This is a genomic window from Pseudomonas sp. Sample_20, from assembly GCF_004307585.1.
In the GTDB taxonomy this organism is placed as follows: domain Bacteria; phylum Pseudomonadota; class Gammaproteobacteria; order Pseudomonadales; family Pseudomonadaceae; genus Aquipseudomonas; species Aquipseudomonas atacamensis.
Window position 1 is genome coordinate 48,415 of sequence record NZ_RCOA01000043.1, and the last position, 26,736, is coordinate 75,150.

A 26,736-nucleotide genomic window follows, 5' to 3' on the forward strand; every position below is an offset into this window, starting at 1 on the left:
GGCTGGCGATAGTCGTTCAGCGCAGGTTCAGCGACGAACCGGACGCTTCTGCAGTTTGCGTTGCAGGGTGCGGCGGTGCATGCCCAGCGCGCGGGCCGTGGCGGAAATGTTGCCTTCGTGCTCGGTGAGCACGCGCTGGATGTGCTCCCATTGCAGGCGATCGACCGACATCGGGTTTTCCGGCACCAGACTGTCGAGGTCGGCATGCTCGGACAGCAGCGCGGCCAGAACGTCGTCGGCATCGGCGGGTTTGCACAGGTAGTTGCAGGCGCCACGCTTGATCGCCTCGACTGCCGTGGCAATGCTCGAATAACCGGTGAGGATCACCACGCGCATTTCCGGATCGAGTTCCAGCAGCTTGGGCAGCAGGACCAGACCGGAGTCGCCGTCCATTTTCAGGTCCAGCGCGGCGTAATCAGGCAGATCGGCCTGGGCGATGGTCAGGCCTTCTTCCGCAGAACCGGCAGTGCTGACGCGAAAGCCGCGGCGGGCCATGGCGCGGGCCATGACGCGGGTGAAGGTCGCGTCGTCGTCGACCAGCAGCAGATGCGGCAGTTCTTCGCCTTCGACTTGGATTTCGTCACTCATGTTGGTCTCCTCGGGCGCCGTGGGGCAGGCGCAGCTCGGTGAGCGTGCCGCCTTCCTCATGACTATAGAGTTTCACTGAGCCGCCGGCGCGTGTCACGCTGGCCTTGCTCAAAAACAGGCCCAGGCCGAAACCTTTGCCCTTGGTGGTAAAAAACGGCTTGCCGATCTGCTCGGCGATGGCCAGCGGCACACCGGCGCCGTGGTCGCGAATGCTGATCGTCAAAGTCTCTGCGTCCCAGTCCAGCGTCACCTGGAGATTTTCCGGGCAGGCGTCGGCTGCATTGTTGAGCAGATTCAGCAAAGCCTGGGTCAGATCCGGCGGCGGCGCCATGCGCGGCACCGCACCCTGGCCGAGACGCTGGAAGCGGTAACTGGCTTCCGGGCGCATCAGGTGCCAACGGTTCAACGCCTCGTCGAGCCAGTCGGTGACGTCCTGCATCTCCACCGCCAGACGCCGGTTGGCCTCGGCGGCGCGGACCAGTTGCTGCAAGGTTTCCTTGCACAGCTTGACCTGATCCTGCAGCACTTTCAGATCGTCCTGCAGCAACGCATCGGGGTGATCCTGCTGCATTTCCTTGAGCAGCACGCTCATGGTCGCCAGCGGTGTGCCCAATTCATGCGCAGCACCGGCGGCCTGGGTCGCAACGGCGAGCAGCTGCTGATCGCGCAGGCCTTCTTCGCGGCGAATCGCGCGCAATTCTTCCTGCCGGCGCAGCTCTTCAGCCATACGCGCGGCGAAGAACGTGATGACCGCAGCAGCCAGGGCAAAGCTCAGCCACATGCCGTAGATCTGCAGATTCTCACGGGCGACCGGCAGGGTTTCCAGCGGATAGAAACGCGTCAGCATCAGCGTGTACAGCGCCAGCGCGATACCGGACAGAATCACCGAATAACGCCACGGCAGCGTCACCGCCGCGATGGTCAGCGGCACCAGATAATAAGAAACGAAGGGGTTGGTCGAACCGCCGGAGAAATACAGCAGCGCACTGTGGATCACCAGATCGCAGGCCAGTTGCAGCGCGTATTCGAGCTCGGTCACCGGCCACGATGTGCGCAGGCGCACGGCAGTGAACACGCAGAGCAGAATCGAACAGCCCAGGGTCATCGCCAATTGCACCCACGGCAACGGCAACAATTGCAGCCAGTAGGCCAGGCCCACGGACCCGGCCTGCGCGGCGAGCACCAGGGTGCGGATGAAAGTCAGCCGCCAGAGGTTCTGGCGAGTGGCGGAAGTCAGTTGTACGGGGGCGAGCATGAGCTCTCCTGATGAGCGCTCCAGGCGGATCGCACGGAGTATAACCAAGGCGCGGGGTTCAGAGGCGAAAGTGCGGCAAACGACCACATGGCGACGATGGAGAATTCATCTGAGTTGAAGAAGATTCCGAGGGCTATTGGAGATCAATTGTGGCGAGGGGATTTGTCCCCACTGGGTGGCGGAGCCGCCCCCAAATCATGCGACCTCATTTAACCAGACATACCGCATCAGCCGGATTTGCGACTGCTGCGCAGCCGAACGGGGATAAATCCCCTCGCCACAGAAGCACTCCCCACTGCGCGCAGGCATCTGTATAGAAGTTGTAACTGGGCGAACCGGATCATAGAAGTTAGAGTCTGATGGTTCACGCAGGCCGCGACTCATCACCTGCGCCTCATTCAAGGAGCCTTCATGCACACATTTCGCCGCAGCGCCGCCCTCCTCGCCCTGACCGTCGGCAGCGTCGCCAGCCTCCCGGTTCTGGCCGCCGATGAGCTGCACTACAACCAGATTTCCCTGCGCGCCGAAGTCAGCCAGGAAGTGGCCCGCGACCAGATGATCGTGACGCTCTACACCGAAGAGCAGAACACCGACCCGGCCAAACTCGCCGCCGCCATCAGCACCACCATGAACAAGGCCACCGTCCAGGCCAAGCAAGTCAAAGACATCACCCTGCGTACGGGCAGCCGCAACAGCTACCCGATCTACGACACCAAAGGCCAGAAAATCACCGGCTGGCGCGAACGCGCCGAACTGCGCCTGGAAAGCACCGACTTCGCCGCCCTGTCCAAACTCACCGGCGAGCTGCTGACCGACCTGAAAATGGGCGGCATGGACTTCGCCATCGCCGACCCGACCCGCAAGGCCAGCGAAGACCAGTTGCTCAAAGAAGCCGTCACCGCCTTCAAGACCCGCGCCCAACTGGCCACCGACGCCCTGGGCGGCAAAGGCTACAAAATCGTCAACCTGAACCTCAACAGCAACGGTTACCCACAACCGTACCTGCGCGCGCCGATGATGATGAAAGCCGCGGCCATGGATTCCGCGCCAGTCACGCCGGAAGTCGAAGCAGGCACCAGCCAGGTCAGCATGACCGCCGATGGCTCGATTGAAGTGTTGATGCAGTGATTTGAGCTTGGCTGAATGAAGGACCGGCAATCAGTCAATGGTTGCCGGTTTTTTTGTGCCCGGGTTTTGTAGTGAATGATCCACCGCTATCGCTGACAAGCCAGCTCCCACAGGTTTTGTAGTGTCTTGAAATCGCATATAACCCTGTGGGAGCGGGCTTGCCCGCGAAAAACGATAACGCGGTGGCCCTGACTGATTACGTACGCGGATCAACCCGATCCAGCGCCCGATTCACCGCCAGCTCCGCCAGCATGATGATCTGCTGAATCGCCAGCGCCGTATTGCGCTGCGGACGACCGAGCTGATCGGCGAAATCGCTGGCCAGCGTATTGGCTGAAGCGAGGGACTCACAGGCGTGAGCCAGCAGGCTTTCGGTGTCGATGTCGGGCCGGATCAGAAACATCGTGCCGGGTGGATGGGGTTTGCCGGGGGGCGGGCAGAGATAGAAATCGAGGGCACGCTTGATGGCTTCGCGGTTCTTCGCGAGATCGTCGGCGCGCAGCGCGGCTTCAAGGGGGGTTGAGGTTTCTTCGGGTGGGTCGGGGACTGGTTTGCTCATGCGCTTCACCTATGAGGTTGAGCCATCTCGATGCCGTTTCTCACACGGCGAAGAGGTGGCAGCTTTGTGCGGGGTGAGAAAACCGGTCATAGGCACCCGGCCGGACATAAGCCCGCCCGCACAGAGCCGCCATAACGCACTTGCAGGCAGCAAACTTGCTGGCGGCAATTATGCGGATCTGGGCACTGAATGACTATGAATGTCGGGTTCTCACACCCGATCGCTGAACAACCAGCGACGACCCAAGCCTAGAGAGCGGACGTCCGACGGACAACCTGAAAATCTTGTGGGAAGGTTCTGGCTGTTTCGCAGCGGATTTAAACAGCCAAAAAGCAAACCCTCACCCTAACCCTCTCCCAGAGGGAGAGGGGACTGACCGAGGTGTTTGGGGGAGATACGCCAACGTGAAACTCCGAGTTGAACTCAGGATTTGAAAAGCACACAAATCAGCCCCCTCTCCTCGGGGAGAGGGCTGGGGTGAGGGGCAAATCCACAACAAAAATAACGCCGAACACCCGCTCTTCACCACTCAATAGGCCGAGTGTCAGCTCGCCTGCTCTTGATCCACCGGCGACGTCGGAAGGCTGAGTGGAGGGATTGATCCGGGCGTGGGAGCGCAGCGACCGTCTGGCGCAGCCAGACACAGCGGAAGGAGGTGCAGCGAAGCAAACCGGAGCCGCTGCGCCCGGATCAGTCCCGGAGCGAAGGAACCCGAGCCTGCGAGGGCCGAACGCAGGAGCAAGCCTTTTCGGTTACCTTTTTGGCGTTTGAAAAAGGTGACCCGCCGTAAGGGAGGAACCGTAATCAGCAACACCCGCAGCAACGGATATTCACCCAAAACCCCAACAGCCTGGTCGGCCCACAGGCCGCCACGGCCCCAAAAAAAAGCCCCTCAAAACCGAGGGGCCCAAAAAAACCAGTCAGAAACCCGAATCAGGTCATCTGAATAATGGTCTGCATAATCGTGCTCTGAGTCGAAATGGTCTTGGCGTTCGCCTGATAGTTGCTCTGACCCTTGATCAGATCAACCAGCTCGTTGGTCAGGTTAACGTTCGACTCTTCCAGCGAGTTGGACACCACCTCACCCAACGTACCGGTCTTCGGCGCGTCGTAGCCCGGAATACCCGAAGCGAAAGTCTCTTTCCAGCTGGTACCGCCGACAGCCTGCAAGCCCTGTTCGTTGGTGAAGCTGGCCAGCGCAACCTGGCCGATCGCCTTGCTCTGGTTGTTACTGAAGTTGGCAAACAGCGTACCGGTGCCGTCGATGGTCAGGTTAGTGATCTGGCCAGTCGCGTAACCATCCTGAGTCGGGATCGTACGCGAGGTATCAGCGTTGTACTGAGTGGTGTTGGCCATCGAGATGGTCACGCCATTCGGATTCGCTGCCGCGCCGTTAGGCGTAAACACGCCATTGGTCACAGTGCCCGGCACCCAGCCGGTCATCTTCAGATCGCTGCTGATGATCGGGTTGGCTGGATCCGCCGGGTTAGGCGTGCTCACCTGAACCAGCTTGCCGGAGCTGTCGAACGACAATGTCGAGGCAACCGGCGCAGTGGTCACAGGGTTGCTGCCGGTAGCGTCCGGGTTACGGCCATCGACCAGGGTGTAAACCTTCCAGGTGTTCCCGCCAGTCTTGACCATGTACTGGTCCATGACGTGGGCGTTGCCCTGGGTGTCATAGATCGGCGTGCTGAACGACTTGGTGTACGTTTCCGGCTTCGACGGGTCGAACGTCACGGCGCTGGCGCCGGTATCAACGATCACTGGCGAAGACGAATTGAGGTTGATGCTCGAGGTCACCGCAGAAGACGACTTCGGCGCCAGGTTCGACGTGTCGATCTTCAGATCGGTCAACACACCGTTGATGATCTTGCCGTTGGCATCCACACCGTAACCCTGCAGACGCGAGGTGTAGTCGGTATTGGTAATGAAACCTTGGTCGTCGACCTTGAACGTACCGGCACGGGTGTACGAGATCGAGCCGTTGTTGCTCATGGTGAAGAAGCCGGAACCGTTGATCCCCATGTCCAGCACGTTGCCAGTGTTGTTGATGTCACCCTGGGTGAACTGCTGGGACACATTGGCCAGGCGCACGCCGTTGCCGATCACTTTGGTACCGGTACCCAAACGAGTGGCCGAGTACACGTCTGCGAATTCTGCCCGCGAGGATTTGAAACCGGCGGTGGCGACGTTGGCGATGTTGTTGCCGGTCACGTCCAGTTGCTTGTTGGCTGCATAGAGACCGCTAAGGCCGATGTTAAAAGACATGTTCCACTCCTTCGTGCCGGGTTAGTCGGCTCTATATACCAATGGTTTGTACTTTGGACAGGGCAACGGTGCCCTTGCCGGCCAGGTTGAGCATCAGCTCGCCACCGGTCTGGCTGATCGTCACGCTGTTGACGGTCGCTGGCAGGTAGGTCGCCAGGTCGGTCGCGGTGCCGTTGATCGGTGCGTTGGCCTTGAACGTGTAAGTGCCGACCGGAACCACGGTGCCGGCGGTGTCCTTGCCGTCCCAAGTGAAACTGGCATCGCCGGCAGCGCGGCTGCCCAGGTCGATGGTGCGCACGGTCTTGCCGTCCTTGTCGGTGATGGTCACGGTGCCGCCGGCAATCGACGAAGGCACGGTGACCGAACCGGTCAGGCCTTTGCTCGGGTCATCGAGCTGCGCGGTGTTGGTCTGCACGATCACGTTGCGACCGACCAGCGACGACGCTTGCAGCGCCTGCGACGAGTTGTAGTTGCCGGCAAGGCCACTGACCGTGGAGTTCAGCGTGGTGATGCCTTCAAGGCTGCTGAACTGCGCCAACTGCGCGACGAAAGCGCTGTTGTCCTGCGGGTCGAGCGGATTCTGGTTTTTCAGCTGGGTGACCAGCAATTGCAGGAAAGCATCCTTGCCCAGCGCCTGGCCGCCGGTGGCACTATTGGTCGCCGAAGCGATGCCGCCCGACGTAGTGCTGCTGGCCTTCTTCGACGAGTTGGCCAGGATGTCGTTCATGCTCAGGCTGCTGGTGGTATCCGTAACGCTCATGGCAGTCGCCCCTTATTACTGACCGAGGGTCAGTACCTTCTGCATCATGGTTTTGGCGGTGTTCATCATTTCCGCGTTGGTCTGGAACGAGCGGCTCGCGGAAATCATGTCAGCCATTTCTTCCACCACGTTGACGTTCGGGTAGTAGACGTAGCCCTTGGCGTCGGCGGCCGGATGGTTCGGCTCGTAGCGCGCTTCGAGGTTGCTCTGGTCTTCGACGACGCCGAGCACCTGCACGCCCTGCCCGGCTGCGTCCTGATTCTGGAACAGCGAATTGCTACCGCCGGCCTGACCGCCCTGGAACATGGTGGCGAATACCGGATGGCGCGCGCGGTAGGTCTGGTCGATGCTCGACGAAACGGTTTCGGCGTTGGCGATGTTCGAGGCCACGGTGTTCAGACGCGTGGTCTGCGCGCTCATGCCGCTGCCGGCAATGTTGAAAACGCTGGACAGGGACATGGATTATTCTCCGCGCAGGGCTGACACCAGCCCTTTGAATTTGCTGTTGAGCAAGGTGAAGCTGGCCTGGAAGCCGACGGCGTTTTCCGCGTAGTTCGACTGTTCCAGTTGAGCGTCGACGGTGTTCTGGTCGATCGAAGGCTGCATCGGCGTGCGATACATCAGCGACTCGTCGCCGTTGCCCAGCCCTTCAGCCTCGATGTGCCGGCTGTTGGTCATGTTCAGGGCAAAGTGGCCGCCGGTCTTGGTCTTCTCGGTCTGTGCTTCGAGCACTTTGGAGAAATCCAGATCCCGCGCCTTGTAGTTCGGGGTGTCGGCGTTGGCGATGTTGTTGGCCAGTACTTCGGCACGCTGGGCGCGGAAGCCCAATGCCTTTTCGTGAATGCCCAGCGCTTTGTCGAAGCTGATGCTCATGTCGGGAACCTTCAGGTGACCGGTTTTTCGTATCTGAGCTTTAGCAAGCGCCGTGCCAAATGAACAAAGGCCCGTATTCCGGGGCTTTGCGCCGAGCAGGCTAAGCGGCAATGCCAGAAAAGCGGCAACCGGTTACCGCCGGATGCCGCTTTTCTGCCGCTTGCCGTCCCATCACAGCCGGACAATTGTGGGAGCGAGCTTGCTCGCGAAGGCGGCGTGTCAGCCAATGCAAATGCAGAATGTGACGGCCTCTTCGCGAGCAAGCTCGCTCCCACAGGGATTGTTGGTGTTAAGAGAATTTCTTCGGGCATAAAAAACGGGAGGCCTTTGCGGGCTTCCCGTTTTTTGTATCAGCGCAAACCGCTTATTTCGCCTTGTAAATAATCCCCGGGCTGCACTGAACCATCTGGTAATGATCCGGCAATCCGTTCAGCGCTTCCGAAGCGCCAAGGAACAGATACCCGCCCGGCTTCAACGTGCTGTGAATGCGCAACAGGATGTCCTTCTTCACTTCGGCAGAGAAGTAGATCAACACGTTGCGGCAGAACACGATGTCGAACTTGCCCAGCGCTGCGTAACTGTCGAGCAGGTTGAAAGAGCGGAATTCCACCCGGCTCTTGATCGGCGCCTTGACCACCCAGCGCCCCGGCCCTTTCGGGTCGAAGTAGCGTTGCAGGCGTTCCGGCGACAGGCCACGACCGATCGCCAGGCTGTCGTACTCGCCGGTCTTGCAGTTGTTGAGCATCAGGCCCGACAGATCGGTGGCAACGATCTGCACACCCATCTTCAACTGCCCCAGGTTGCTGCGCTCGAACTCGTCGATCGACATCGACAGCGAGTACGGTTCCTGTCCCGACGAGCAGGCCGCCGACCAGATCCGCAGACGCTGATTGGGGCTGGCCTTGATCGCTTCCGGCAGTACCTTGTTCTTCAAGACTTCAAACGGATAGGTGTCGCGAAACCACAGGGTTTCGTTAGTCGTCATGGCATCGACCACCTGCTCGCGCAAACCGCTGCGCGTCTGGGTCTGGATGCGCTGTACCAGCTCACCCAGGGACTTGATGCCTTGCTGCTCCATCAGTTTGTTGAGACGGCTCGAGACCAGATACTGCTTGTTTTCACCGAGCAGAATGCCACAGGCTTTTTCCAGGAAGACCCGGAACTGTTCGAAATCCAAATTACCCGTAGACAATGATGCCGCCTCTTAAATCGTGTTGACCGCCAGGGGCAGAAGGCCCCTAGCTGATATCTGCTGCTTTGATCCGGTCGACTACCCGGGATGCGAGGTCATCAGGACGGAATTTGGCCAGGAAGTCATCAGCACCGACTTTCTTCACCATCGCCTGATTGAATACCCCCGACAACGAAGTATGCAGGATGATATGGAGCTTTTGCATGCGTGCGTCGCCGCGGATTTCCGCCGTCAGGGTGTACCCGTCCATCTCCGGCATCTCGATGTCGGAAATCATCATCAGGAACTCTTCTTCCGGCTTCTTGCCCTCGTCGACCAGCTTGCGCAGGTAATCCAGCGCCTGCTTGCCGTCGTTCAGCGCCACCACTTCGACACCGATGGTCTGCAGACAACGCGTGACCTGCTTGCGCGCCACCGACGAGTCATCGACCGTCAGCACCCGCAGCGACAACGCCTTGGTCTGCGTCTCGACATCGACCACGCCCACCGAAATCGCTTCCGGCGTCGGCGCCACTTCGGCCAGCACCTTCTCGACGTCGATGATTTCGACCAACTGGTTGTCGACCCGAGTCACAGCGGTCAGGTAGTGATCGCGACCGGTACCCTTGGGTGGCGGATGGATCTCTTCCCAGTTCATGTTGACGATGCGCTCCACCGAGCGGACCAGGAAACCCTGGGTCTTGGTGTTGTACTCCGTGATGATCACGAACGGACTGTTCTTGTCTTTCAACGCACCGGAGCCCGTTGCCATTGCCAGATCCAGGATCGGAATGGTCGCTCCCCGTATATTCGCTACCCCGCACACGACAGGACTGGATTTGGGCATCAACGTCAGGGACGGGCATTGCAACACTTCCCGTACCTTGAACACGTTGATCCCGTAGAGCTGCGGCCCGTCGAGACGGAACAACAGCAGCTCGAGGCGATTCTGCCCTACCAGTTGCGTGCGCTGGTTCACCGAATCCATTACACCAGCCATGCCCAGACTCCTACACCAACGCCAAGTGTTGTTGCGACGCACATTCATTGCTAAACGGCACGGCGCTTGCTTTTTAACTCGTATGAACGCTCAAACGACATTTTCCCGACGCCTGACATCCTCCCTTCGCAAAGGGCTTTGCGCGGTGTCCGCCGTTTGCTGCTTGCTTGCTGGCAGTCCTGCCCATGCAGATGCGGTTACCTTGCCTGATATGCTTATCGGCGTGACTCAGGGCTTTCTTGAATTCACCGTAGAAGACTATCTGGCTTCCAGTCAAACCGAAGGCCGCTACGAAATCGAAGTCAACCAGCTCGACCCGCGCATGCGCATGCCCATGTGCGACAAGGAATTGACAGCCACGCTGGAGAGCCCGGCACGCCCGCTGGGCCGCGTCACGGTGAAGGTTCGCTGCGAAGGCAGTTCGCCCTGGACGGTGTTCGTACCCGCTCAAGTCCGCCTGTTTCGCGAGATCGTGACGACCACTCGTCCGCTGAAACGCGCCGGCATTATCGAGCCGCAGGATGTGACCTTGCGCGAGCGCGACGTCAGCACGATCAACCAGGGTTTCCTGACCTCCGTCGACGAAGCGATCGGGCAGAAACTTACCCGACCAACGGTCGCCGATCAGGTCATCACCCTGGTGCATCTGGAACAGGCCGAAGTGGTCCGCAAGGGTGACCAGGTGGTGATCACTGCGCGCAGCGGCACCCTTGCCGTACGCATGCCGGGGGAAGCGCTCTCCAATGGCGGCATGAAAGAACAGATTCGAGTAAAAAACCTTAATTCTCAAAGAGTTATCAAGGCGCAGGTGATTGCGCCGGGACAGGTCGAAGTGGCCATGTAAAAGCCTCGTGGAGAAAACTGGCGCCGATCCCGTCGCTTCCCTAAACTGTGCCGCAGCAGGTCTCGCAACGGCGCATGCAAGCTTATGGTTGATTGGGCCTAAAGTTTTTCAGGGGATAGCCGAAAACATGGCAAGCGTCCAAATTCCCAGAGGTTTTTTATCATGGTTATCGATTTCAACCGATTGAACAGTTCCTCGTCACTAACCGGCAGCACACGTACCAGCAACGCCAAGGAAAGCGCTGAAAACAGCCCCTCCGCGCCGCTGAATACCCAGGCCGAACAGGCCAATGTCGCCAAAAGCGGGGAGTCGGTACACCTCAGCAATGAGGCTCAACAGTTGCAGAAGGTCACTGACAAGCTGCGCGATCAGCCTGCTGTCGACAAAGCCCGTGTGGCCGAGTTGAAAGCCGCGATTGCCGATGGCAGCTATAAAGTCGACAGCAACCGTGTAGCCAGCAAACTGCTCAACTTCGAAGCCCAGCGCTAGGCTTTTGCCGGCGCCAGGCTTTTGGACGCTTAAACCCCAAGGCCAGCCATGCACGACACTAACTTATTGCAACTGATCAACGACGACTTTGCTCCAGCGCAACAATTGCTGGAGTTATTGCAAACCGAATCCCTCGCTTTGCATGGTCGCGACATGCCGTTGCTGGAAGAAATTCTGGCGACCAAGCAAGCGTTGATCATTCTGCTCGAGCAGCATGGCCGCAAGCGCAGCGAAATCCTCGCCAGCCTCAACCTGCCGACTGATCGCACAGGTCTTGAGCAACTGGCCAGCCAGTCGAGCATTGGCGACCAGTTGCTGACTCAGGGCGACGCCCTGACCGCGCTGATCGCCCAATGCCAGGCGGCCAACATCAAGAACGGCCAGTCGATCCAGATCCAGCAGGCGACTACGGCCAACCAGCTTAAGATCCTCACCGGCGGTGAGCCGCCAGCGCTGTACGACGCCAGCGGGACCTTTGCCAAACCGGTCAAGCCGCGAACGCTCAGCCAGGCATGAGCCATTCGCTGGCCCTGCACTATCCACTTGCGCAACATGCTGGCAAAATACTGGCCAGTCGTAGTCTTATTTTGTCTGGAGATTGAAGAACCGTGTCCAACACCCTAAGCGCGGATGATGCTCCGCAGCCTCCGAAGGTGCTCACCACGCCACTGGAAATCTCCAGCAACCTGCGCCAGCTGCAAGACAGCCACGATCCGCTGATCATCACCTTCCATGAACGCAGCCAGCGCTTTCAGAGTTACCTGATCAAGGTCGACCGCGAAACCGCAACGATCGCGCTGGACGAAATGATTCCACGCGACGGCGAGCGCTTCCTCCAGGCTGGCGAGCCGTTCAAGGTCGAAGGCTTTCATGACGGCGTACGCATCGCCTGGGAATGCAACGGCACGCTGAACATCGAAGAATCCGACGGCGACCGTTTCTACACCGGCGACCTGCCGAGCGAAGTGGTCTATCACCAGCGCCGTAACGCCTTCCGCGCTGCGTTGAAGCTCACCGATCTGGTCAGCGTTGAACTGGGCGGCGAAAAGCTCAAGGTTCCTCTGCACGGCAAGCTGCTGGATATTTCTGCGACCGGTTGCAAGTTCCGCTTCGAAGGCGACATCACTGATCGCCTGCAACTGGGCCAGGTCTACGATCGCCTGATCGCCCCGCCGCTGTTCGGCAACCAGCCAACATCCGTCGAACTGCGCTATCTGCATTTCGAAGAAAAACTCAACATCACCTTCGCCGGGCTGCGCTTCCACAACATCAGTGGCCAGGCTGCGCGCAACGTCGAGCGTTTCGTTTACCAGTTGCAGCGTGAAGCACGGCGTTTCGACAAAGACGATCTCTGAGTCGCAGTGACCAATAAAAAGGGCAGTCCCGCACAGGACTGCCCTTTTTTATGCGCCGATGTTTACCTTCGATTCAGGGCCTGCCACCGCTGATATCCGGCGCAGGCTTATCGTCATTGCCGCTGTCCAGTTCGGTTTCAACGACTGCTTCCGGCTGCGCTTCGGGCTCAGGCTCAGGAGTGACCGGCGCCGGGTCCTGGACCATCTGCTCCTGCACCACCTGCTCATCGACACGCGGGTCAAGCGCCGCCACCAGCGGCGAGCTCGACATGCTGTCCGGCATCGCCACGTGATGCAGCGGAGCGTCGTCGACCTGATGCAGGTTGGTGACCGCTTTCGGACGAATCCGCCAGACCAGCACCAACGCGAAGAAACTGAAGAACGCATACAGGCTCTGACTGCCGAGAAACTTCATCAGCACGCCCGCCAGCAGCGGCCCAATGCTCGCGCCGACGCCGTAAGTCACCAGCAGCATGGCGGTCAGCGACACGCGGCGATCGCCTTCGACGTGGTCGTTGGAAAACGCCACCGCCAGCGGATACAGGCAGAATTGCACCAGCGAACAGAAGAAACCGACGACGAACAGCACCTCCAGCGGCACCTGCGGCATGATCGCCAACGGCAGCGCCGCCACCGCCAGAAACCCGGCAAAGCAGCGTATCAGCAGCGCGCGGTCATAACGGTCGGACAACCAGCCCAACGGCCACTGCACCAGCAGACCGGCAAAAATGCAGCTACCCATGAACAGACCGACCTGCTCGGTCGTCAGCCCCTGTTGCGATGCATACAGCGGCGCCAGACCGTAGAACGAACCAATGATCAGACCGGCGCCGAGCACCGTGCTCAGCGATTGCGGCACACGCTTGATAAAGAAGCGCGGCTCCATCGGCGCGGGGTGCAGAGGCGCCGGGTGAATCCGTCGGGTCAGCGTCACCGGCACCAGACACAGGGCAAAGCACAGCGCCACCAGCATCAGCAGTTCCAGGCCGAGGCCGGGGTGCATGACCAGAATCAGCTGGCCCAGCACCAGGCCCAGGTACGAAGCGATCATGTAACCGCTGAACACCAGCCCGCGCTGATTGGCATCGGCCTGCTCGTTGAGCCAGCTCTCGATGACCATGTACTGACACATCATGCCCAGACCGACGATCGTCCGCAGCACCAGCCACGCCGGCAGCCAGTCCACCAGCCCATGGCCGAGCACCGCCGCGCCGACGATCCCGGCACACGCCGAGTAGGCACGGATATGCCCGACCCGGGCGATCAGGCGATGGCCGATCTTGCCGCCCAGCACCAGACCGAAATAGTTGGCCGCCATCAGCGCACCGACCCACAGCCCGTCGACGTTGTCGGCAGCCAGACGCAAAGCCAGATAAGTAGAAAGAAGGCCTGAGCCGATCAACATCATCAGCGAGGCGAAATACAGCGCTCGAAAGGATTTCCAGATTTGGCGCATCGGCGTTCCGAGCGGCTCCTTGCAGTAAATACCGGGCGGTCAGATCGACAGCCCGGCAGCAGCGATACGTCAGGCCTGGGCGGCCAGCACACGGCGCTCCCAGGGAGTGATTTCATCAAAGAAGCTGGTCAACTCCATGGTCTTCGAAGCGATGTAGCCTTCGATGAACTCCGACCCGAACAGTTCCCTCGCCAACTGGCTACGTTTCAGACGCTCCAGCGCGGCGTGCAAGGTACACGGCAAGGCCAGATTATCCGGCACGGCGAATTCTCCCTGGATTGCCGCGCTCGGCTCCAGTTCCTGTTCGATGCCGTGCAAACCCGCAGCCAGACTGGCGGCGATGGCCAGATAAGGGTTGGCGTCGGCGCCCGGCAGACGATTTTCGACCCGACGTGCGACCGGCGAGCTGGCGGGAATACGCAAGCCAGCGGCGCGATTGTCATGGGACCAACAGGCATTGTTCGGCGACGCGTACGGATGACACAGGCGCTGATAGGAATTCACGTTGGGCGCAAACAGTGCGGTGAAATCGGCGAGGCCTGCCTGTTGCCCGCCGATGAAGTGGCGGAACATCGACGTCGGCTCGCCGTTCGAGTCAGTGAAGACATTCTTGCCGCTGCCGATCTCAACGATGCTCTGGTGAATATGCATCGAACTGCCCGGCGTGTGCGCCAGCGGTTTGGCCATGCACACTACGCTCAGGCCATGCTTGAGCGCGACCTCCTTGAGCAGGTGCTTGAACAGGAACGTCTGATCGGCCAGCAGCAGCGGGTCGCCGTGCAGCAGATTGATCTCGAACTGGCTGACGCCCATTTCATGCATGAAGGTGTCGCGCGGCAGGCCCAGGGCGGCCATGCATTTATACACTTCGCTGAAGAACGGCCGCAGACCGTTGTTGGAACTGACGCTGAACGCCGACTGGCCATCCTCGCGGCGGCCGTCGAGGCCCACCGGCGGACGGAACGGCTGAGTCGGATCGGTATTGGGTGCGAAGACAAAAAATTCCAGCTCGGTCGCCACCACCGGCGCCAGACCGTGCGCGGCGTAACGGGCGATGACCGCTTTGAGCTGGCCACGGGTCGAGAGACTGGAGCTCTCCCCGCTCAGTTCGTCGGCGTCGCAAATCGCCATGGCGCGCGGCTCGTCGCTCCAGGGCAAACGGTGAATCTGCGCAGGATCGGCAACCAGCGCCAGATCGCCGTCATCGCTGCCGTAGAACCGCGCCGGCGGATAGCCGCCCATGATGCATTGCAGCAGCACACCCCGCGCCAACTGCAAACGCCGCCCTTCGAGAAAACCCTCGGCGGTCATCACCTTGCCCCGTGGCACACCGTTCAGATCCGGGGTGACACATTCAATCTCATCAATGCCGGTCAATCGCTGCGCGAGTGAACCCTGGCCATCGGTTGTCATGACGCAATCCTTGTTGTTGTGCGAGCCGCGAACGGCGACCCGGACAAAATAGGCTGCGGCTGTTCGGAATATCAAGCAGCGTCAAACAAAAAGCCTGTCACGGCAGGTAGAGGCTGAATACCCCACCACCCAACGGCCCGCCATTGCTGATTTCGGTGCGCCCTTCCACGCCGTTGCGCTGATGCAGCGCGGCGATGCGATTGGCGAAATACAGTCCCAGCCCGGTGCTGCCGCTGCTGTGATTGATGCCCTGCACATAATCGGCCTGACGCTCGAGCATCTGCGCCGGATAGCCGTCGCCGTCGTCGTTGATGCTCAGCACCAGTTGCCCGGCTTCGTCGCTGACGGTAATCAGCAACGACTCGCGGGCGTAGCGAATCGCATTGTTGATGCAGTTGCCGAGCACCGAGGCGATCAGCTCGCGATCGAAGAAACCCAGCGGGCTCAACGGATCGACTTCATAGGTGGCGATGATGCCGCGACTGGCAAACACTTCCTGATGCGCGGCCAGTTGCGCCTCGATGAAATCGTCGAGTTCGTGATAGGCCGGCTGTAGCGGCAACTGGTTGACGCCGAGTTTGTACAGCCCGAGCAACTGCACGAGCATGCCGTTGAGGTGGGCGAACTCGAAGTCGATCACGCCCTGCTCCGAGCCGTCGCGCAGCTCTTTCGGCAGACGCGCCAGCCATTGGCTGTGCGCCTGCATCAGCATGGCCAGGGAGTTCTTCATGTCGTGGACGGTGGAGGCAATCACCGTGGAAAAATCCAGCGCCGGATCAATTGGGTTCATTCGCCAAACGCCTTGCTTTTCAGCTTCTGATAACGCGCAAACCGCGCGTCGGTGTCGGGCATCAGGCCCACCAGTTTCAGGCAGGCCCGACATTCTTCCAGCTCCGCCGACGGCACACGGGTGTCGGTGCCGTGCAGCAGCGACTGGGCCAGGTTCAGCGCAATACTGATGTTCTTCGGTTGCAGCTTGAGCGCCTTGCGGAACACCTCGCGGGCCTCGACCAGATTGCCGGTCTTGTACACGCGCACGCCCTGGCGGTTGAGATCGGCCGCAGCGTTACTCGAACTGAGAATCGTCGGATCGTCGGTGAGCTTGGCAATGTCTTTCATCACCGCCGGGTCATCCCCGTAAATCTCCGCGCAGCTCTTGAGCATCGAAGTGCCCGCCTCGGCCTGACCGAGCATCTGCAACTGCTTGGCCACCAGCAACGCCGCCTCGGGGCTCATGAATTGCTCCATGCCATCGAGGCGCATCAGTGCTTGTTCGGTGAGCTTGTCGGCGGTTTCGGCGTCGTTGAGCAACAGGCTGGTGGCCTTCATCAGCCGCGCGCGAATTTGCAGGCCGGGATCGCTCGGGTTCTCCTTGGCCACGGCACTGAGCGTAGTGTTGATCTCCAGCCGCGTGCGCGTGTCGAGGCCGCGATCGCTGCCCTTGCTGATCAGCGCATGAGCCAGGCCGAGATTGCTTTCCGGGTCCTTGAAACGCGACTGCGCGCCCTGCGCCACGGCCTGACGATAAGCCCGCGAGGCGGTTTCGAAATCTTCGTTGGCCATGGCCAATTTGCCGAGCAAAGCTTGGCGGCGCACCGCCAGCGGCGACAGACGGATCGCTTCTTCCAGCACCCGCTGCGCGCCTTTGCTGTCGCCTTCGGCCACCAGCACATCGGCCATGCCGTCATACAGCGCCGGCATCATCGGAAAGACTTTCAAGGCTTTTTCATAAACTTCTTTGGCCTGCGAGACCTGCCCGCGCTTGAACAATAATTTGCCCAATCCAGCGAAGGCCCACGGCAACGGACGGTCGGCAATGATGCCGTCGTAGAGTCGCTCCAGCGCTTCGTTCTGATTCATGTCGCGCAGCGCATCGGCGCGGTAGCGCAGGCACAGCGGCGAGTAGCGGATGTCCTGTTTGCACAGGGCAATACAGGCATTGAGCACCTCGACCGGCTTACCGCGATCGAGGGCCTGCAGAATCGGTTTGAGCAACGTCTTGCGTTGCTCCAGACGCTCAAGGCGCTGGGCCAGCCCGGAACGGTTGAACGGCTTGGTCAGGTACGCATCCGGCTCATGCTCCAGCGCACTGAGCACCATCGCCTGACTGGTCTCGGCGGTGACCATGACGAAAACGGCTTCGTGGCTGATGAGCTTTTCCGACATCAGGTCTTCGAGCACCTGCTGGCCGTTCTTCTTGCCGTCGCCGAGGTGGAAGTCCTGAAGAATGAAATCGTAGGACTTCTGCGAGCACATCTTCAGCGCCTGCTCGCCAGTGTCGGCAGTATCGACATCCTTGACGCCGAGCTCACGCAACATCGAACGCACGGAACTGCGGAAATCGGAAAAATCATCGACGATCAGAAAGCTTTTTTGGTGATACGACGACATCGAGGATTTCCAGGCAATTGAAGAAAACGAACCGAGGCGATTTCAGGCGCGCAGATGATAGCCGGAGGCCATGCGCCATCAAGCGATTTCGCTGGAGTTTGAACTCACCGTTCGGGTTATCGGCCAAAAATCCCGGGGCCTGAGGGTGCTGCTCAAGATTCTTCGTTGAGATTGTCGAAGCGTCTGAGGATCGAAATTAACAACCACTGACAACCGATCATCACACCGGCAAAATAATCGGCACGGTCGTCGTTCGCCGGATGTCAAAAACACAGGCAGCACATTTGTCCTTCAAAAGTGCAGGCAGATCCGCAAATGAGGTTTATTCTGCTCAATTACCTGCGCCCCCGGACGTCCGCGATACGCTTGTACCGCCACAAAAAAGGCCGAAGTGATGACCTCGAAAACCCCTGCCTCGCCCTCTGCGCCCGAACGCAAGGACCTGACCCCCAGCCACCTGAATTTCCCCGTGGTGGGCATCGGCGCCTCGGCGGGCGGCCTGCAAGCAATCAAGCTGTTTTTCGAGCATATGCCGAAGGACAGTGGCATGGCGTTCGTGATCATTCTGCACCTGTCGCCCGATCACCAGAGCATCGCCGACCAGATCATTCAGGAATCGACGCGCATGCCGGTGCTGCAAGTGACGCAGCCGGTGCCGATCGAAAAGAACTGCGTGTACGTGATTTCTCCGGCGCACTCGCTGACGATGAATGACGGCTACCTGCGCGTCAGCCCCGCTGGCTCACCGCAAGCGCGCCACACTGCCATTGACCTGTTCTTCCGCGATCTGGCCGATGTGCATCGCGAGCGGGCTTTTTGCCTGGTGCTTTCAGGCACCGGTTCCGATGGTGCGGTGGGCTTGTCGCGAATCAAGGAACAGGGTGGCGTGACGCTGGTACAAGTGCCGGAAGACGCCGAGTTCGACGGCATGCCGCGCGCCGCCATCGAGACGCGCATGGTCGATCTGATACTGCCAGTGGTCGAGATGCCGCAGAAACTGATGGAGCTGTGGCGCAACTCTCAGAACATCAAATTACCCAGCGCCAATGATCCCGACTTGAAAGCCTTGAAGCCTGCAAACGAACACGAGGCGTCGATCGCCGAACAACGCCTGCATGAAATTCTGTTGTACCTGCGCAGCAGCACCGGCCATGACTTCAAACACTACAAGCGCGCCACCGTGCTGCGCCGCATCGAGCGGCGCATGCAGGTCACCAGCCAGTCTGACCTCAGCGCCTATTACGACTACCTGCAAAACACCCCGGAAGAATCCAAGGCCCTGCTCGGCGACATGCTGATCGGCGTGACCAACTTCTTCCGTGACCGCGAAGCCTTCGAAGCCCTTGAGCGCGATGTGCTGCCGCAACTGGTGCAATCGGTTGCCGACTCGTCGGAAAAAGAAGAACTGCGCGTCTGGTCTGCCGGCTGCTCGACCGGCGAAGAAGCCTACAGCCTGACGATCCTGCTCGATGATCAGATGCAGGTACAAAGCAGCAAGGCCAACCTGCAAGTGTTCGCCACCGATATCGACGAACGCGCGATCACCACTGGCCGCGCCGGCACCTATCCGCAAGCCATCGTCACCGACGTACCGCCAACACGCCTTCGGCATTATTTCGTCAAAGACGATGACCACTACCGGATCCGCAAGGAAATCCGCGAGAAAGTGCTGTTCGCCAAGCACAGCCTGTTGTCCGATCCGCCGTTCTCGCAGATCGACCTGATCGTTTGCCGCAATCTGCTGATTTACCTGGATCGCGAGGTGCAGCGGGAAATCCTGCAGATGTTCCACTTTGCCCTGCGACCGGGTGGTTTCCTGTTTCTCGGCACCTCGGAAAGCGCCGATGCCTGCCATGAACTGTTCGCGCCAGTGGACAAGCGCAACCGCATCTTCCGCGCCAAGACTGGTACGGCGAACAGCCGCCGCACCCCGACCATGCCGCGTGGCGGTTATATGCGCACCAGCGTTTCCCGACCGCCATCGAAAGCCATCGAGCCCGTCAAGCTGTCGTTTGCCGATATCCACCGCCGCGCCATAGAACGCTTCGCCCCGCCGAGCATTATCGTCGACACCAACGCCGATATCCTTCACATGAGCGAAGCCGCCGGGCGCTTCCTGCGGCATGTAGGCGGCGAGCTGTCACGCAACCTGCTGACGCTGATCCTGCCGGAGTTGCGCCTGGAAATCCGCACGACGCTGTTCCAGGTGCAGCAAAGCAACCTCACCGTGCGCTCGCGTGAAGTGCTGCTCAAGCGCGAGGAGCGTCAGTACCGCATCACGCTGATTGCGCAGCCATACAAGGACGACGACTTCGACAGCGAGTGCGTGCTGGTGACCTTCGATGAAACGGAGATCGACGCGCACGAGCAGGCGCTGACCACGGTGCTGCAGACTGAAAGCCAGGTGCTCTCCAACCTCGAACGTGAGCTGCAACGCACCAAATTGCATTTGCAGGACACCATCGAACAGTCGGAAATCTCCAGCGAAGAGCTCAAGGCTTCCAACGAGGAGATGCAGGCGATCAACGAAGAACTGCGCTCGGCCACCGAAGAGCTCGAGACCAGCAAGGAAGAGTTGCAGTCAATCAATGAAGAGCTGTTGACGGTCAACTACGAGCTGAAGACCAAAGTCGAAGAAACCGACAAGATCAACGATTATCTGACCAATCTGATCGCTTCTACCGACATTGCTACGGTGTTCGTCGATCGCAGCATGCGCATCAAATGGTTCACGCCGCGCGCCACCGACATCTTCAGCATGTTGCCGGTAGACACCGGCCGTTCACTGCTGGATATCACCCATCGCCTGAATTACCCGGCGATGACCGAGGACGCGGCGCAAGTGTTCGAATCGCTGAACATGATCGAACGCGAGGTCAACAGTACCGATAACCGCTGGTACATCGCCCGCTTGCTGCCTTATCGCTCCAGCGAAGACCACATCGACGGCACCGTGTTGACCTTCATCGACATCAGCAAGCGCCGCGAAGCCGAGGAAGAGCTGCGCCTGGGCGAGGAACGCATGCGTCTGGTCGCTGAGAGTACGCGTGATTACGCGATTATCATCCTCGATGAAATGGGTTCGATCACCAGTTGGAACAAAGGCGCTGAACTGATCTTTGGCCACAGCAAAAACGAGGCCGAAGGTCAGTATTACGACTTCATCTTCACAGCCGAAGACCGTGCTGCCGGCATGGCTGAAAGTGAATTGTCCACGGCTCGTCAGCACGGGCGCTCGGAGGATGAGCGCTGGCATGTGCGCAAGGATGGCAGCCGTTTCTTCTGCAGCGGCGAGGTCACCCTGCTCAGCGGCGATCGCTTGCAAGGCTATGTGAAAATCGCCCGCGACCTGACCGGGCACAAGCGCCAGCAGGATGAACAGAGCAAGGAACTGGCGCAGACGCGCAATACGGTGTCCCTGCGTGATGAGTTCTTCGCGGTCATGTCCCACGAACTCAAGCACCCGCTCAACCTGATTCAGCTCAACGCCGAACTGTTGCGCCGTTTGCCAATGATCCGCACCGCCGGACCGGCGACCAAAGCGGTCAACACCATTTGCGATGCGGTGAACAGTCAGGCGCGGATCATCGACGACTTGCTTGATGTAGCACGGGTGCGCACCGGCAAGCTCAAACTGCAATTGGCGCGTGTCGATCTGAGCGCGGTTCTGCGTGACATCCACACGGTAGTGCTCAATGAGCAGCATGCCACGCGGATCGACCTGCAATTGTCTGAAGCACCGTTGATCATTCATGCCGACCCGACACGGGTCGAGCAGATCATCTGGAATCTGGTCAACAATGCCTTGAAGTTCACACCACCGAGCGGGCGCATTGAGTTGATCGCCAGCAAGAGCGGGAAAATGGCGCAACTGGACGTCAAGGATAACGGCGTCGGCATCGCTGCGGAAAACCTCGAACACGTCTTCGATCTGTTCGGCCAGGCGGAAAAACAGCACACCAACCATCAACGTGAAGGCTTGGGCATCGGCCTGTCACTGGTGCGGCAACTGACCGAAGCCCAGCACGGCACGGTGAAGGTTGATTCGCCGGGGCTCGGCGCCGGTTGTACCTTTACCGTTCGCCTGCCGCTGTCGACTGATGTCGAAGAAACCGCTGCAACAGCCGAGGTTGAACCGGTTTCCGGCAAGCTCGATGGCTTGAGCATTCTGCTGGTCGACGATTCTCCGGAAGTGTTGGAAACCTTGAAGCTGCTGCTGGAGATGGAAGACGCCGACGTAACGGCCTTCGACCATCCCGTGGCAGCGCTGAAAGCCGCTGAGAGCACGCGCTACGATCTGATCATCTCCGACCTCGGCATGCCGGTCATGACCGGCTATGAACTGATGGCTGCCCTGCGCAAACTGCCGCTGGTGAAAAACGTACCAGCGATCGCCCTCACCGGTTATGGCACTCAGAGCGACATGCAGAAATCCCGGGAGGCCGGGTTCGATCAGCATCTGGGCAAACCGGTGGCGTACGACGACCTGATTGAAACCATCGAGGCGTTGCGCCGTTCGGAGTTGCTGTAAAGCTCGCCAGCGCTCCAACGCAAAAAGCCCCGTCGCACGAGTGAGTGCGACGGGGCTTTTTGTTTTTTGAAGAGGTGGTGTCCCAGGCGGGGTTCGAACCTGCAACCTTCCCCTTAGGAGGGGGATGCTCTATCCAATTGAGCTACTGAGACACTGATCGACGCGACCTGAACACGGTGCGACAGACGGCGTGCATGTTAACGGCCAGCCCCTGTTTTGTCATGTCGTCCGTAGGGCTTTTTAAGTGTAGGCAAGCGCCCTGGAAGATTGCGGGAACTTTTACCGGGCAAATTGCACTGCGCGGAAATGCGGTCATTGCAGATTGCAATCAGCGTCGCCGGAAAAAACATACCAAACCCTTGTTTTTAAAGGACTTATCAGCCGTTACACTGTTGGCACGGCGACTGCTATGCCTGTTCTATCAAAAAGAACAATTTGGAGCGTCGTGCCATGAACAGCACCCTCTTGCTTGCAAACGCAGCGGCTCTGGCTGTCTTGCTCGGATCACATTTTTTTCCCAAGGCTGACGTTGAGCAGCCAGTGGCGCAGCGCATGCCGCATTACTTGCAAGTGCAGAAAGCGCCGCAGTGGGCAGTGTTGAGTGATCGCAGCGACGCTTCTACACAAATGGTCAGCGAGCCTGAGCTAGCCTCGGCGCCAACCACCGAACGTCTGGTTTTTTGAAATATCTTCAGGAGTACAACATGTCCAAATCGGCGACAGGATTTCTGATCCTCGCTTTACTGAGTGGCGTTACCCACCTGGCGCTGTTCGAGGAGACGGAAGTCACCTTGCCTCTGGTTGGCTGTGGCGTGTTTGCGGTGCTGTTTGTGCTGGCGCTGATTGCAGGGCGCAAGATCAAGTTCGATCCGGTTCTGCGTTAAGCCGAACCAATTCCAATAACGAAGAGACCGCGATAGCAAGGTCAACAGAGTTGTCGATCTGATGAACGGGGCTGTCGCTGGATCTTCGGTCTTTGAACAACGCATTGCGAGCCAGCCTCGCATCGATTTGCTCAGGGGTCTCCCGACCACGGCTGAGCAAGCGCTTACGCAGGACCTCATCGTTGACTGTCAGCAGAATCGGCACCAGGGTTGGATACTTCTCCATTGCTTGACGCAGGTTCGCTCTTGACCCGTTAACCAGTACGTGCCGGCCCGCTTGCAACCATTCATCCATTTCCCTTGGAATGCCGTAGGAGAGGCCGTTGGCTTGCCAGGCCAAGGAGAAAGCGCCGGCGTGCTGTCGCCGTTCGAATTCTTCAGGCGTCACGCCAATTGCATCTTCGCCGACGGACTCCGCCGAGCGGGTAATCACCCGACGCATTACTTCACAGTTCAACGCCCGCAGTGGCTCACGCGATGCATCGATCAGGCTGTCCTTGCCCGAACCGGACGGCCCCATCAGGTAAAAAAGCTTGCCATCCATCCCGAAAACGCCCTCCGACGGGTCCTGCCTCTAGTAAATCGGCAAATTGCCACTATCCTGTACACATAGGGATCAAGAACAGCGAGCCGCATAGCATGCACGTTCTGAAGTCTTCGGGCATCAACGGATATGCATTCGAAAGCGGGCAGCGATACGCAAGGATGGAAAGTTTTCCAACCAGTCCGCATTTCTGACAACTGGTGCTGGCATTACGCCTTTACCCGGCTCAATATTTGTCACAGAATTGACGCCAATGATCTGGCAATTTTGAGGCATGATGCCGGCCTCTTAACAATTCAGGTTGAACCAATTGGTCCGGATGCTTGTCCTACCACACATCCTGCGGCCAATCCCGAGAACCGCTCCCCTGAACTAACCGGTTAAATATATGCGCCCATTGAAACAGGCAATTTATTCCAGCCGTACGGCTGACAAGTTTGTCGTACGTCTGCCAGACGGAATGCGTGAACGCATTGCCGAGGTGGCTCGCAATCATCATCGCAGCATGAACTCCGAGATCATTGCGCGCCTTGAGCAGAGTCTTATTCAGGAAGGCGCACTGGGCGAAGAGCTGAGCATGCGCCTGGACAGCCCGGAGCTGTCGCTGCACGAGCGCGAGCTGTTGCAACGCTTCCGTCAGCTGTCGCACCGTCAGCAGAACGCCCTGGTGTCGCTGATCGCACACGACGCAGAAATGGCCGCAGACGCGTCCTGAGTTATACCGAACATATTGAAGCCAGCATGATTGCTGGCTTTTTTTTGCCCGCAATATGACAGATGGCCGCTTGGCAATTGAGTGTGGCAGGCACAAAAAAGCCCGTCGATTTGACGGGCTTTTCATTGCACAAGATCAGAGCAGGAAGATTGTCGCCAACCCGAGGAAGATAAAGAAGCCACCGCTGTCGGTCATCGCGGTGATCATCACACTGGCGCCCATCGCCGGATCGCGACCCATTTTCGCCAGCGTCATCGGGATCAACACGCCCATCAACGCCGCCAGCAACAGATTGAGCGTCATCGCTGCCGTCATGACCACGCCGAGTGACCAACTGCCGTAGAGCATGTACGCGACCACACCGATCACCCCGCCCCAGACCAGACCGTTGATCAAACCGACCGCCAGCTCTTTGCGCATCAAGCGCGAGGTGTTGCCGGTGCTGACCTGATCCAGCGCCATGGCGCGCACGATCATGGTGATGGTCTGGTTACCGGAGTTGCCACCGATACCCGCCACGATCGGCATGAGCGCCGCCAGTGCCACGAGCTTCTCGATCGAACCTTCGAACAGACCGATCACCCGTGATGCTACAAATGCAGTGATCAGGTTCACCGCCAGCCACGCCCAACGGTTACGCAGGGATTTCCATACCGAGGCGAAGATATCTTCCTCTTCGCGCAGACCGGCCATGTTGAGGACTTCGCTTTCGCTTTCCTCACGGATCAGGTCGACCATTTCATCGATGGTCAGACGGCCGATCAGTTTGCCGTTCTTGTCGACCACCGGCGCCGAGATCAAGTCGTAACGCTCGAATGCCTGAGCGGCGTCGTAGGCATCTTCGTCCGGGTGGAAACTGACCGGATCGCTGGCCATCACTTCGGCGACCTGCTTCTCCGGATCGTTGACCAGCAGACGCTTGATCGGCAGCACACCTTTGAGCACGCCGTCGTAATCGACCACGAAAAGTTTGTCGGTATGACCGGGAAGCTCTTTGAGGCGACGCAGATAACGCAGAACCACTTCAAGGCTGACGTCCTCACGGATCGTCACCATCTCGAAGTCCATCAGCGCACCGACCTGATCCTCGTCATAGGAGAGGGCCGAGCGCACGCGTTCGCGCTGCTGGTTATCCAGACTTTCCATCAGCTCATGGACAACGTCGCGTGGCAGCTCGGAGGCCAGGTCAGCGAGTTCGTCGGCGTCCATGTCCTTGGCCGCAGCCAGGAGCTCGTGATCGTCCATGTCGGCGATCAGCGTTTCCCGGACGGAATCGGATACTTCGAGAAGAATGTCGCCGTCGCGATCGGCCTTGACCAGTTGCCAGAGCGTCAGACGATCGTCCAGCGGCAAGGCTTCGAGAATGTAGGCGACGTCGGCGGAGTGCAGATCATCGAGCTTGCGTTGCAGCTCGACGAGGTTTTGCCGGTGAACCAGGTTTTCCACGCGGTCGTGGTGCGGACCTTCCTGGCGATGAGTCAGGTCTTCAACGACACGTTGGCGCTGCAGCAACTCGACGACCTGAGCCAGGCGGTCCTGCAGGCTTTCCTGTGTTTTCTTTACTTCGATTTCGGACATAGGCGAACTCCACTCCCAGCAGCGGGGCACGCCGGAAGGATCAATCAGTCAATTCATGATTGGTGAAACGGTTTACTGAACAACTACTGGGTAAGTCCATGGAGGTTTTCCATAAGCCCCGGCGGGGCTGACGGGCGCAATGATACACGCCTGACGGTTTAAAACGTTGAAAAAATCACGGCTGAAACAAGCGCTTGCGAAACAAACCTGAGCACCTGCCTGACCCGTGCAAATGCGACGACTCATCTTGAAAAGAAAACACACCGGCAACGCAAAAAGCAGCGACTACCCTTGAGCTTAGATCGTCATGGAGGACATCGAATGCCAGCAAAACCCGCGCTATATCTACTGACCGTCCTGCTCCACACCACGCCTGCCAACGCCACCACACTTCATCGTTGCCAGGCCGCTGACGGCAGCGTCACCTTCACATCGATGAGCTGCGCAACAGGCGAGCAACTCTCAATTCAGGAGGTTCACCCCTACTCACCTGGCTGGGTCGCAATCATGCCGGAGTTCAATCACGAAGCAGTGACCGGCATGAAAGACAGCGGACGCGAACCGGGCATCGTCGGCGGCACCGAACACAAATGTGGAAACCTGATCGACAACAGACAGCGGCGCGAGGCAATCATCAACCGGCGGGTGATTGCCGGCATGAGCCAGCGGGACGTCGAAAGCGCACTAGGCAAACCCGACAAGATCAACACGCGCACGTCGACGACGAGCTATCGTTACGACCTCAAGCGAGGCCGCAGTGCTCAAATTGATTTTGATGAAAGAGGCTGTGTGAAGGGAAAAGCCAAATCCCGGACAGCAAAAAGCCCGCGTTAAACGCGGGCTTCTTGGTATATGGTGCACTCGACAGGATTCGAACCTGTGACCGCTCGGTTCGTAGCCGAGTACTCTATCCAGCTGAGCTACGAGTGCATTT

At 59.2% G+C, this 26,736-nt stretch carries 25 protein-coding genes and 2 tRNA genes; 10 read left to right on the top strand and 17 right to left on the bottom strand.

The genetic code is table 11. From position 1 onward, the window contains the following. Positions 1–27 precede the first annotated feature (27 nt). Both D8U70_RS11000 and D8U70_RS11005 read right to left on the bottom strand, forming a co-directional pair. Positions 28–588, bottom strand: a complete 561-nt coding sequence (locus tag D8U70_RS11000; RefSeq protein ID WP_003221630.1) for a response regulator transcription factor — start codon at positions 586–588, stop codon at positions 28–30. Further along, the gene (locus D8U70_RS11005; protein ID WP_016771713.1) at positions 581–1,843 is read right to left on the bottom strand and encodes an ATP-binding protein; all 1,263 of its coding nucleotides are present in this window, start codon (positions 1,841–1,843) and stop codon (positions 581–583) included. The genes D8U70_RS11000 and D8U70_RS11005 overlap by 8 nt, the downstream gene beginning before the upstream one ends. A gap of 411 nt (positions 1,844–2,254) precedes the next feature. Here D8U70_RS11005 and D8U70_RS11010 point away from each other — a divergent pair, with 411 nt between their 5' ends. Next, positions 2,255–2,971 carry an SIMPL domain-containing protein gene (locus D8U70_RS11010; RefSeq protein WP_130928882.1) on the top strand — a complete coding sequence of 239 codons (717 nt, stop codon included), beginning with the start codon at positions 2,255–2,257 and terminating at the stop codon, positions 2,969–2,971. A gap of 196 nt (positions 2,972–3,167) precedes the next feature. Here D8U70_RS11010 and D8U70_RS11015 read toward each other — a convergent pair whose 3' ends face one another. From D8U70_RS11015 to D8U70_RS11050, 7 genes are all read right to left on the bottom strand, one after another. Continuing rightward, complete coding sequence (locus tag D8U70_RS11015) at positions 3,168–3,530, bottom strand: DUF6124 family protein (protein WP_122610845.1); 363 nt, start codon at positions 3,528–3,530, stop codon at positions 3,168–3,170. Between the two features lie 933 nt (positions 3,531–4,463). Beyond that, positions 4,464–5,798 carry a flagellar hook protein FlgE gene (flgE, locus tag D8U70_RS11020; protein WP_130928883.1) on the bottom strand — a complete coding sequence of 445 codons (1,335 nt, stop codon included), beginning with the start codon at positions 5,796–5,798 and terminating at the stop codon, positions 4,464–4,466. 31 nt (positions 5,799–5,829) lie between these two features. Next, positions 5,830–6,558, bottom strand: coding sequence for a flagellar hook assembly protein FlgD (gene flgD / locus D8U70_RS11025; protein WP_016773615.1), 729 nt, complete (start codon positions 6,556–6,558; stop codon positions 5,830–5,832). A gap of 15 nt (positions 6,559–6,573) precedes the next feature. Next, a complete protein-coding gene (gene flgC, locus D8U70_RS11030) occupies positions 6,574–7,017 on the bottom strand; it encodes a flagellar basal body rod protein FlgC (RefSeq protein ID WP_016773614.1) in 444 nt (147 codons plus the stop codon). 3 nt (positions 7,018–7,020) lie between these two features. Continuing rightward, positions 7,021–7,431, bottom strand: a complete 411-nt coding sequence (gene flgB / locus D8U70_RS11035) for a flagellar basal body rod protein FlgB (protein WP_016773613.1) — start codon at positions 7,429–7,431, stop codon at positions 7,021–7,023. 364 nt (positions 7,432–7,795) lie between these two features. Then, positions 7,796–8,623: a protein-glutamate O-methyltransferase CheR gene (gene cheR / locus D8U70_RS11045; protein ID WP_130928885.1), complete on the bottom strand. Its 828-nt coding sequence runs from the start codon at positions 8,621–8,623 to the stop codon at positions 7,796–7,798. A gap of 46 nt (positions 8,624–8,669) precedes the next feature. Beyond that, positions 8,670–9,602 carry a chemotaxis protein CheV gene (locus D8U70_RS11050; protein ID WP_016773611.1) on the bottom strand — a complete coding sequence of 311 codons (933 nt, stop codon included), beginning with the start codon at positions 9,600–9,602 and terminating at the stop codon, positions 8,670–8,672. A gap of 82 nt (positions 9,603–9,684) precedes the next feature. Between D8U70_RS11050 and flgA the strand changes: the two genes are divergently transcribed. The 4 genes from flgA (at position 9,685) to D8U70_RS11070 (ending at position 12,290) form a co-directional block, all read left to right on the top strand. Next, a complete protein-coding gene (gene flgA, locus D8U70_RS11055) occupies positions 9,685–10,446 on the top strand; it encodes a flagellar basal body P-ring formation chaperone FlgA (RefSeq protein WP_073472167.1) in 762 nt (253 codons plus the stop codon). A 162-nt stretch (positions 10,447–10,608) separates the two neighbouring features. After that, complete coding sequence (gene flgM / locus D8U70_RS11060) at positions 10,609–10,935, top strand: flagellar biosynthesis anti-sigma factor FlgM (RefSeq protein ID WP_016773609.1); 327 nt, start codon at positions 10,609–10,611, stop codon at positions 10,933–10,935. 48 nt (positions 10,936–10,983) lie between these two features. Next, the gene (locus D8U70_RS11065) at positions 10,984–11,451 is read left to right on the top strand and encodes a flagellar protein FlgN (protein WP_016773608.1); all 468 of its coding nucleotides are present in this window, start codon (positions 10,984–10,986) and stop codon (positions 11,449–11,451) included. 92 nt (positions 11,452–11,543) lie between these two features. Next, complete coding sequence (locus D8U70_RS11070; protein WP_041479276.1) at positions 11,544–12,290, top strand: flagellar brake protein; 747 nt, start codon at positions 11,544–11,546, stop codon at positions 12,288–12,290. 73 nt (positions 12,291–12,363) lie between these two features. Here the strand turns inward: D8U70_RS11070 and D8U70_RS11075 are convergent, their stop codons facing one another. From D8U70_RS11075 to D8U70_RS11090, 4 genes are all read right to left on the bottom strand, one after another. Then, positions 12,364–13,746 (bottom strand): MFS transporter, encoded by a 1,383-nt coding sequence (locus D8U70_RS11075; protein ID WP_071173273.1) that lies wholly within the window; start codon positions 13,744–13,746, stop codon positions 12,364–12,366. A 69-nt stretch (positions 13,747–13,815) separates the two neighbouring features. Further along, positions 13,816–15,057, bottom strand: coding sequence for a glutamine synthetase family protein (locus D8U70_RS11080; RefSeq protein ID WP_177433962.1), 1,242 nt, complete (start codon positions 15,055–15,057; stop codon positions 13,816–13,818). A 199-nt stretch (positions 15,058–15,256) separates the two neighbouring features. After that, positions 15,257–15,949, bottom strand: coding sequence for a HAMP domain-containing sensor histidine kinase (locus D8U70_RS11085; protein WP_039757863.1), 693 nt, complete (start codon positions 15,947–15,949; stop codon positions 15,257–15,259). Further along, the gene (locus D8U70_RS11090; protein ID WP_122704204.1) at positions 15,946–17,550 is read right to left on the bottom strand and encodes a tetratricopeptide repeat-containing response regulator; all 1,605 of its coding nucleotides are present in this window, start codon (positions 17,548–17,550) and stop codon (positions 15,946–15,948) included. The genes D8U70_RS11085 and D8U70_RS11090 overlap by 4 nt, the downstream gene beginning before the upstream one ends. 394 nt (positions 17,551–17,944) lie before the next feature. Here D8U70_RS11090 and D8U70_RS11095 point away from each other — a divergent pair, with 394 nt between their 5' ends. Continuing rightward, positions 17,945–22,081, top strand: a complete 4,137-nt coding sequence (locus D8U70_RS11095; RefSeq protein ID WP_130928886.1) for a CheR family methyltransferase — start codon at positions 17,945–17,947, stop codon at positions 22,079–22,081. A gap of 75 nt (positions 22,082–22,156) precedes the next feature. Here the strand turns inward: D8U70_RS11095 and D8U70_RS11100 are convergent. After that, a tRNA-Arg gene (locus D8U70_RS11100) sits at positions 22,157–22,233 on the bottom strand. A 298-nt stretch (positions 22,234–22,531) separates the two neighbouring features. Between D8U70_RS11100 and D8U70_RS11105 the strand changes: the two genes are divergently transcribed. Then, entirely contained in the window at positions 22,532–22,765 is a 234-nt protein-coding gene (locus tag D8U70_RS11105) for a hypothetical protein (protein WP_122612073.1), read from the top strand. A gap of 20 nt (positions 22,766–22,785) precedes the next feature. Beyond that, on the top strand, positions 22,786–22,965 hold the full coding sequence (locus tag D8U70_RS11110; RefSeq protein WP_016773599.1) for a PA3371 family protein: 180 nt from the start codon (positions 22,786–22,788) through the stop codon (positions 22,963–22,965). On the opposite strand, the gene phnN is transcribed toward D8U70_RS11110, so the two are convergent. Beyond that, on the bottom strand, positions 22,940–23,509 hold the full coding sequence (gene phnN, locus D8U70_RS11115; RefSeq protein WP_122746821.1) for a phosphonate metabolism protein/1,5-bisphosphokinase (PRPP-forming) PhnN: 570 nt from the start codon (positions 23,507–23,509) through the stop codon (positions 22,940–22,942). The two genes, D8U70_RS11110 and phnN, sit on opposite strands and share 26 nt — an antisense overlap. Positions 23,510–23,897: 388 nt before the next feature. Between phnN and D8U70_RS11120 the strand changes: the two genes are divergently transcribed. Continuing rightward, the gene (locus D8U70_RS11120; protein WP_003178899.1) at positions 23,898–24,224 is read left to right on the top strand and encodes an Arc family DNA-binding protein; all 327 of its coding nucleotides are present in this window, start codon (positions 23,898–23,900) and stop codon (positions 24,222–24,224) included. A 135-nt stretch (positions 24,225–24,359) separates the two neighbouring features. Here the strand turns inward: D8U70_RS11120 and mgtE are convergent, their stop codons facing one another. Beyond that, positions 24,360–25,802 (bottom strand): magnesium transporter, encoded by a 1,443-nt coding sequence (gene mgtE, locus D8U70_RS11125; RefSeq protein ID WP_016773597.1) that lies wholly within the window; start codon positions 25,800–25,802, stop codon positions 24,360–24,362. A gap of 321 nt (positions 25,803–26,123) precedes the next feature. Here mgtE and D8U70_RS11130 point away from each other — a divergent pair, with 321 nt between their 5' ends. Then, a complete protein-coding gene (locus tag D8U70_RS11130; protein WP_130928887.1) occupies positions 26,124–26,636 on the top strand; it encodes a cell envelope protein SmpA in 513 nt (170 codons plus the stop codon). A 19-nt stretch (positions 26,637–26,655) separates the two neighbouring features. On the opposite strand, the gene D8U70_RS11135 is transcribed toward D8U70_RS11130, so the two are convergent. Continuing rightward, positions 26,656–26,732, bottom strand: a tRNA-Arg gene (locus tag D8U70_RS11135). Between the last annotated feature and the right edge of the window lie 4 nt (positions 26,733–26,736).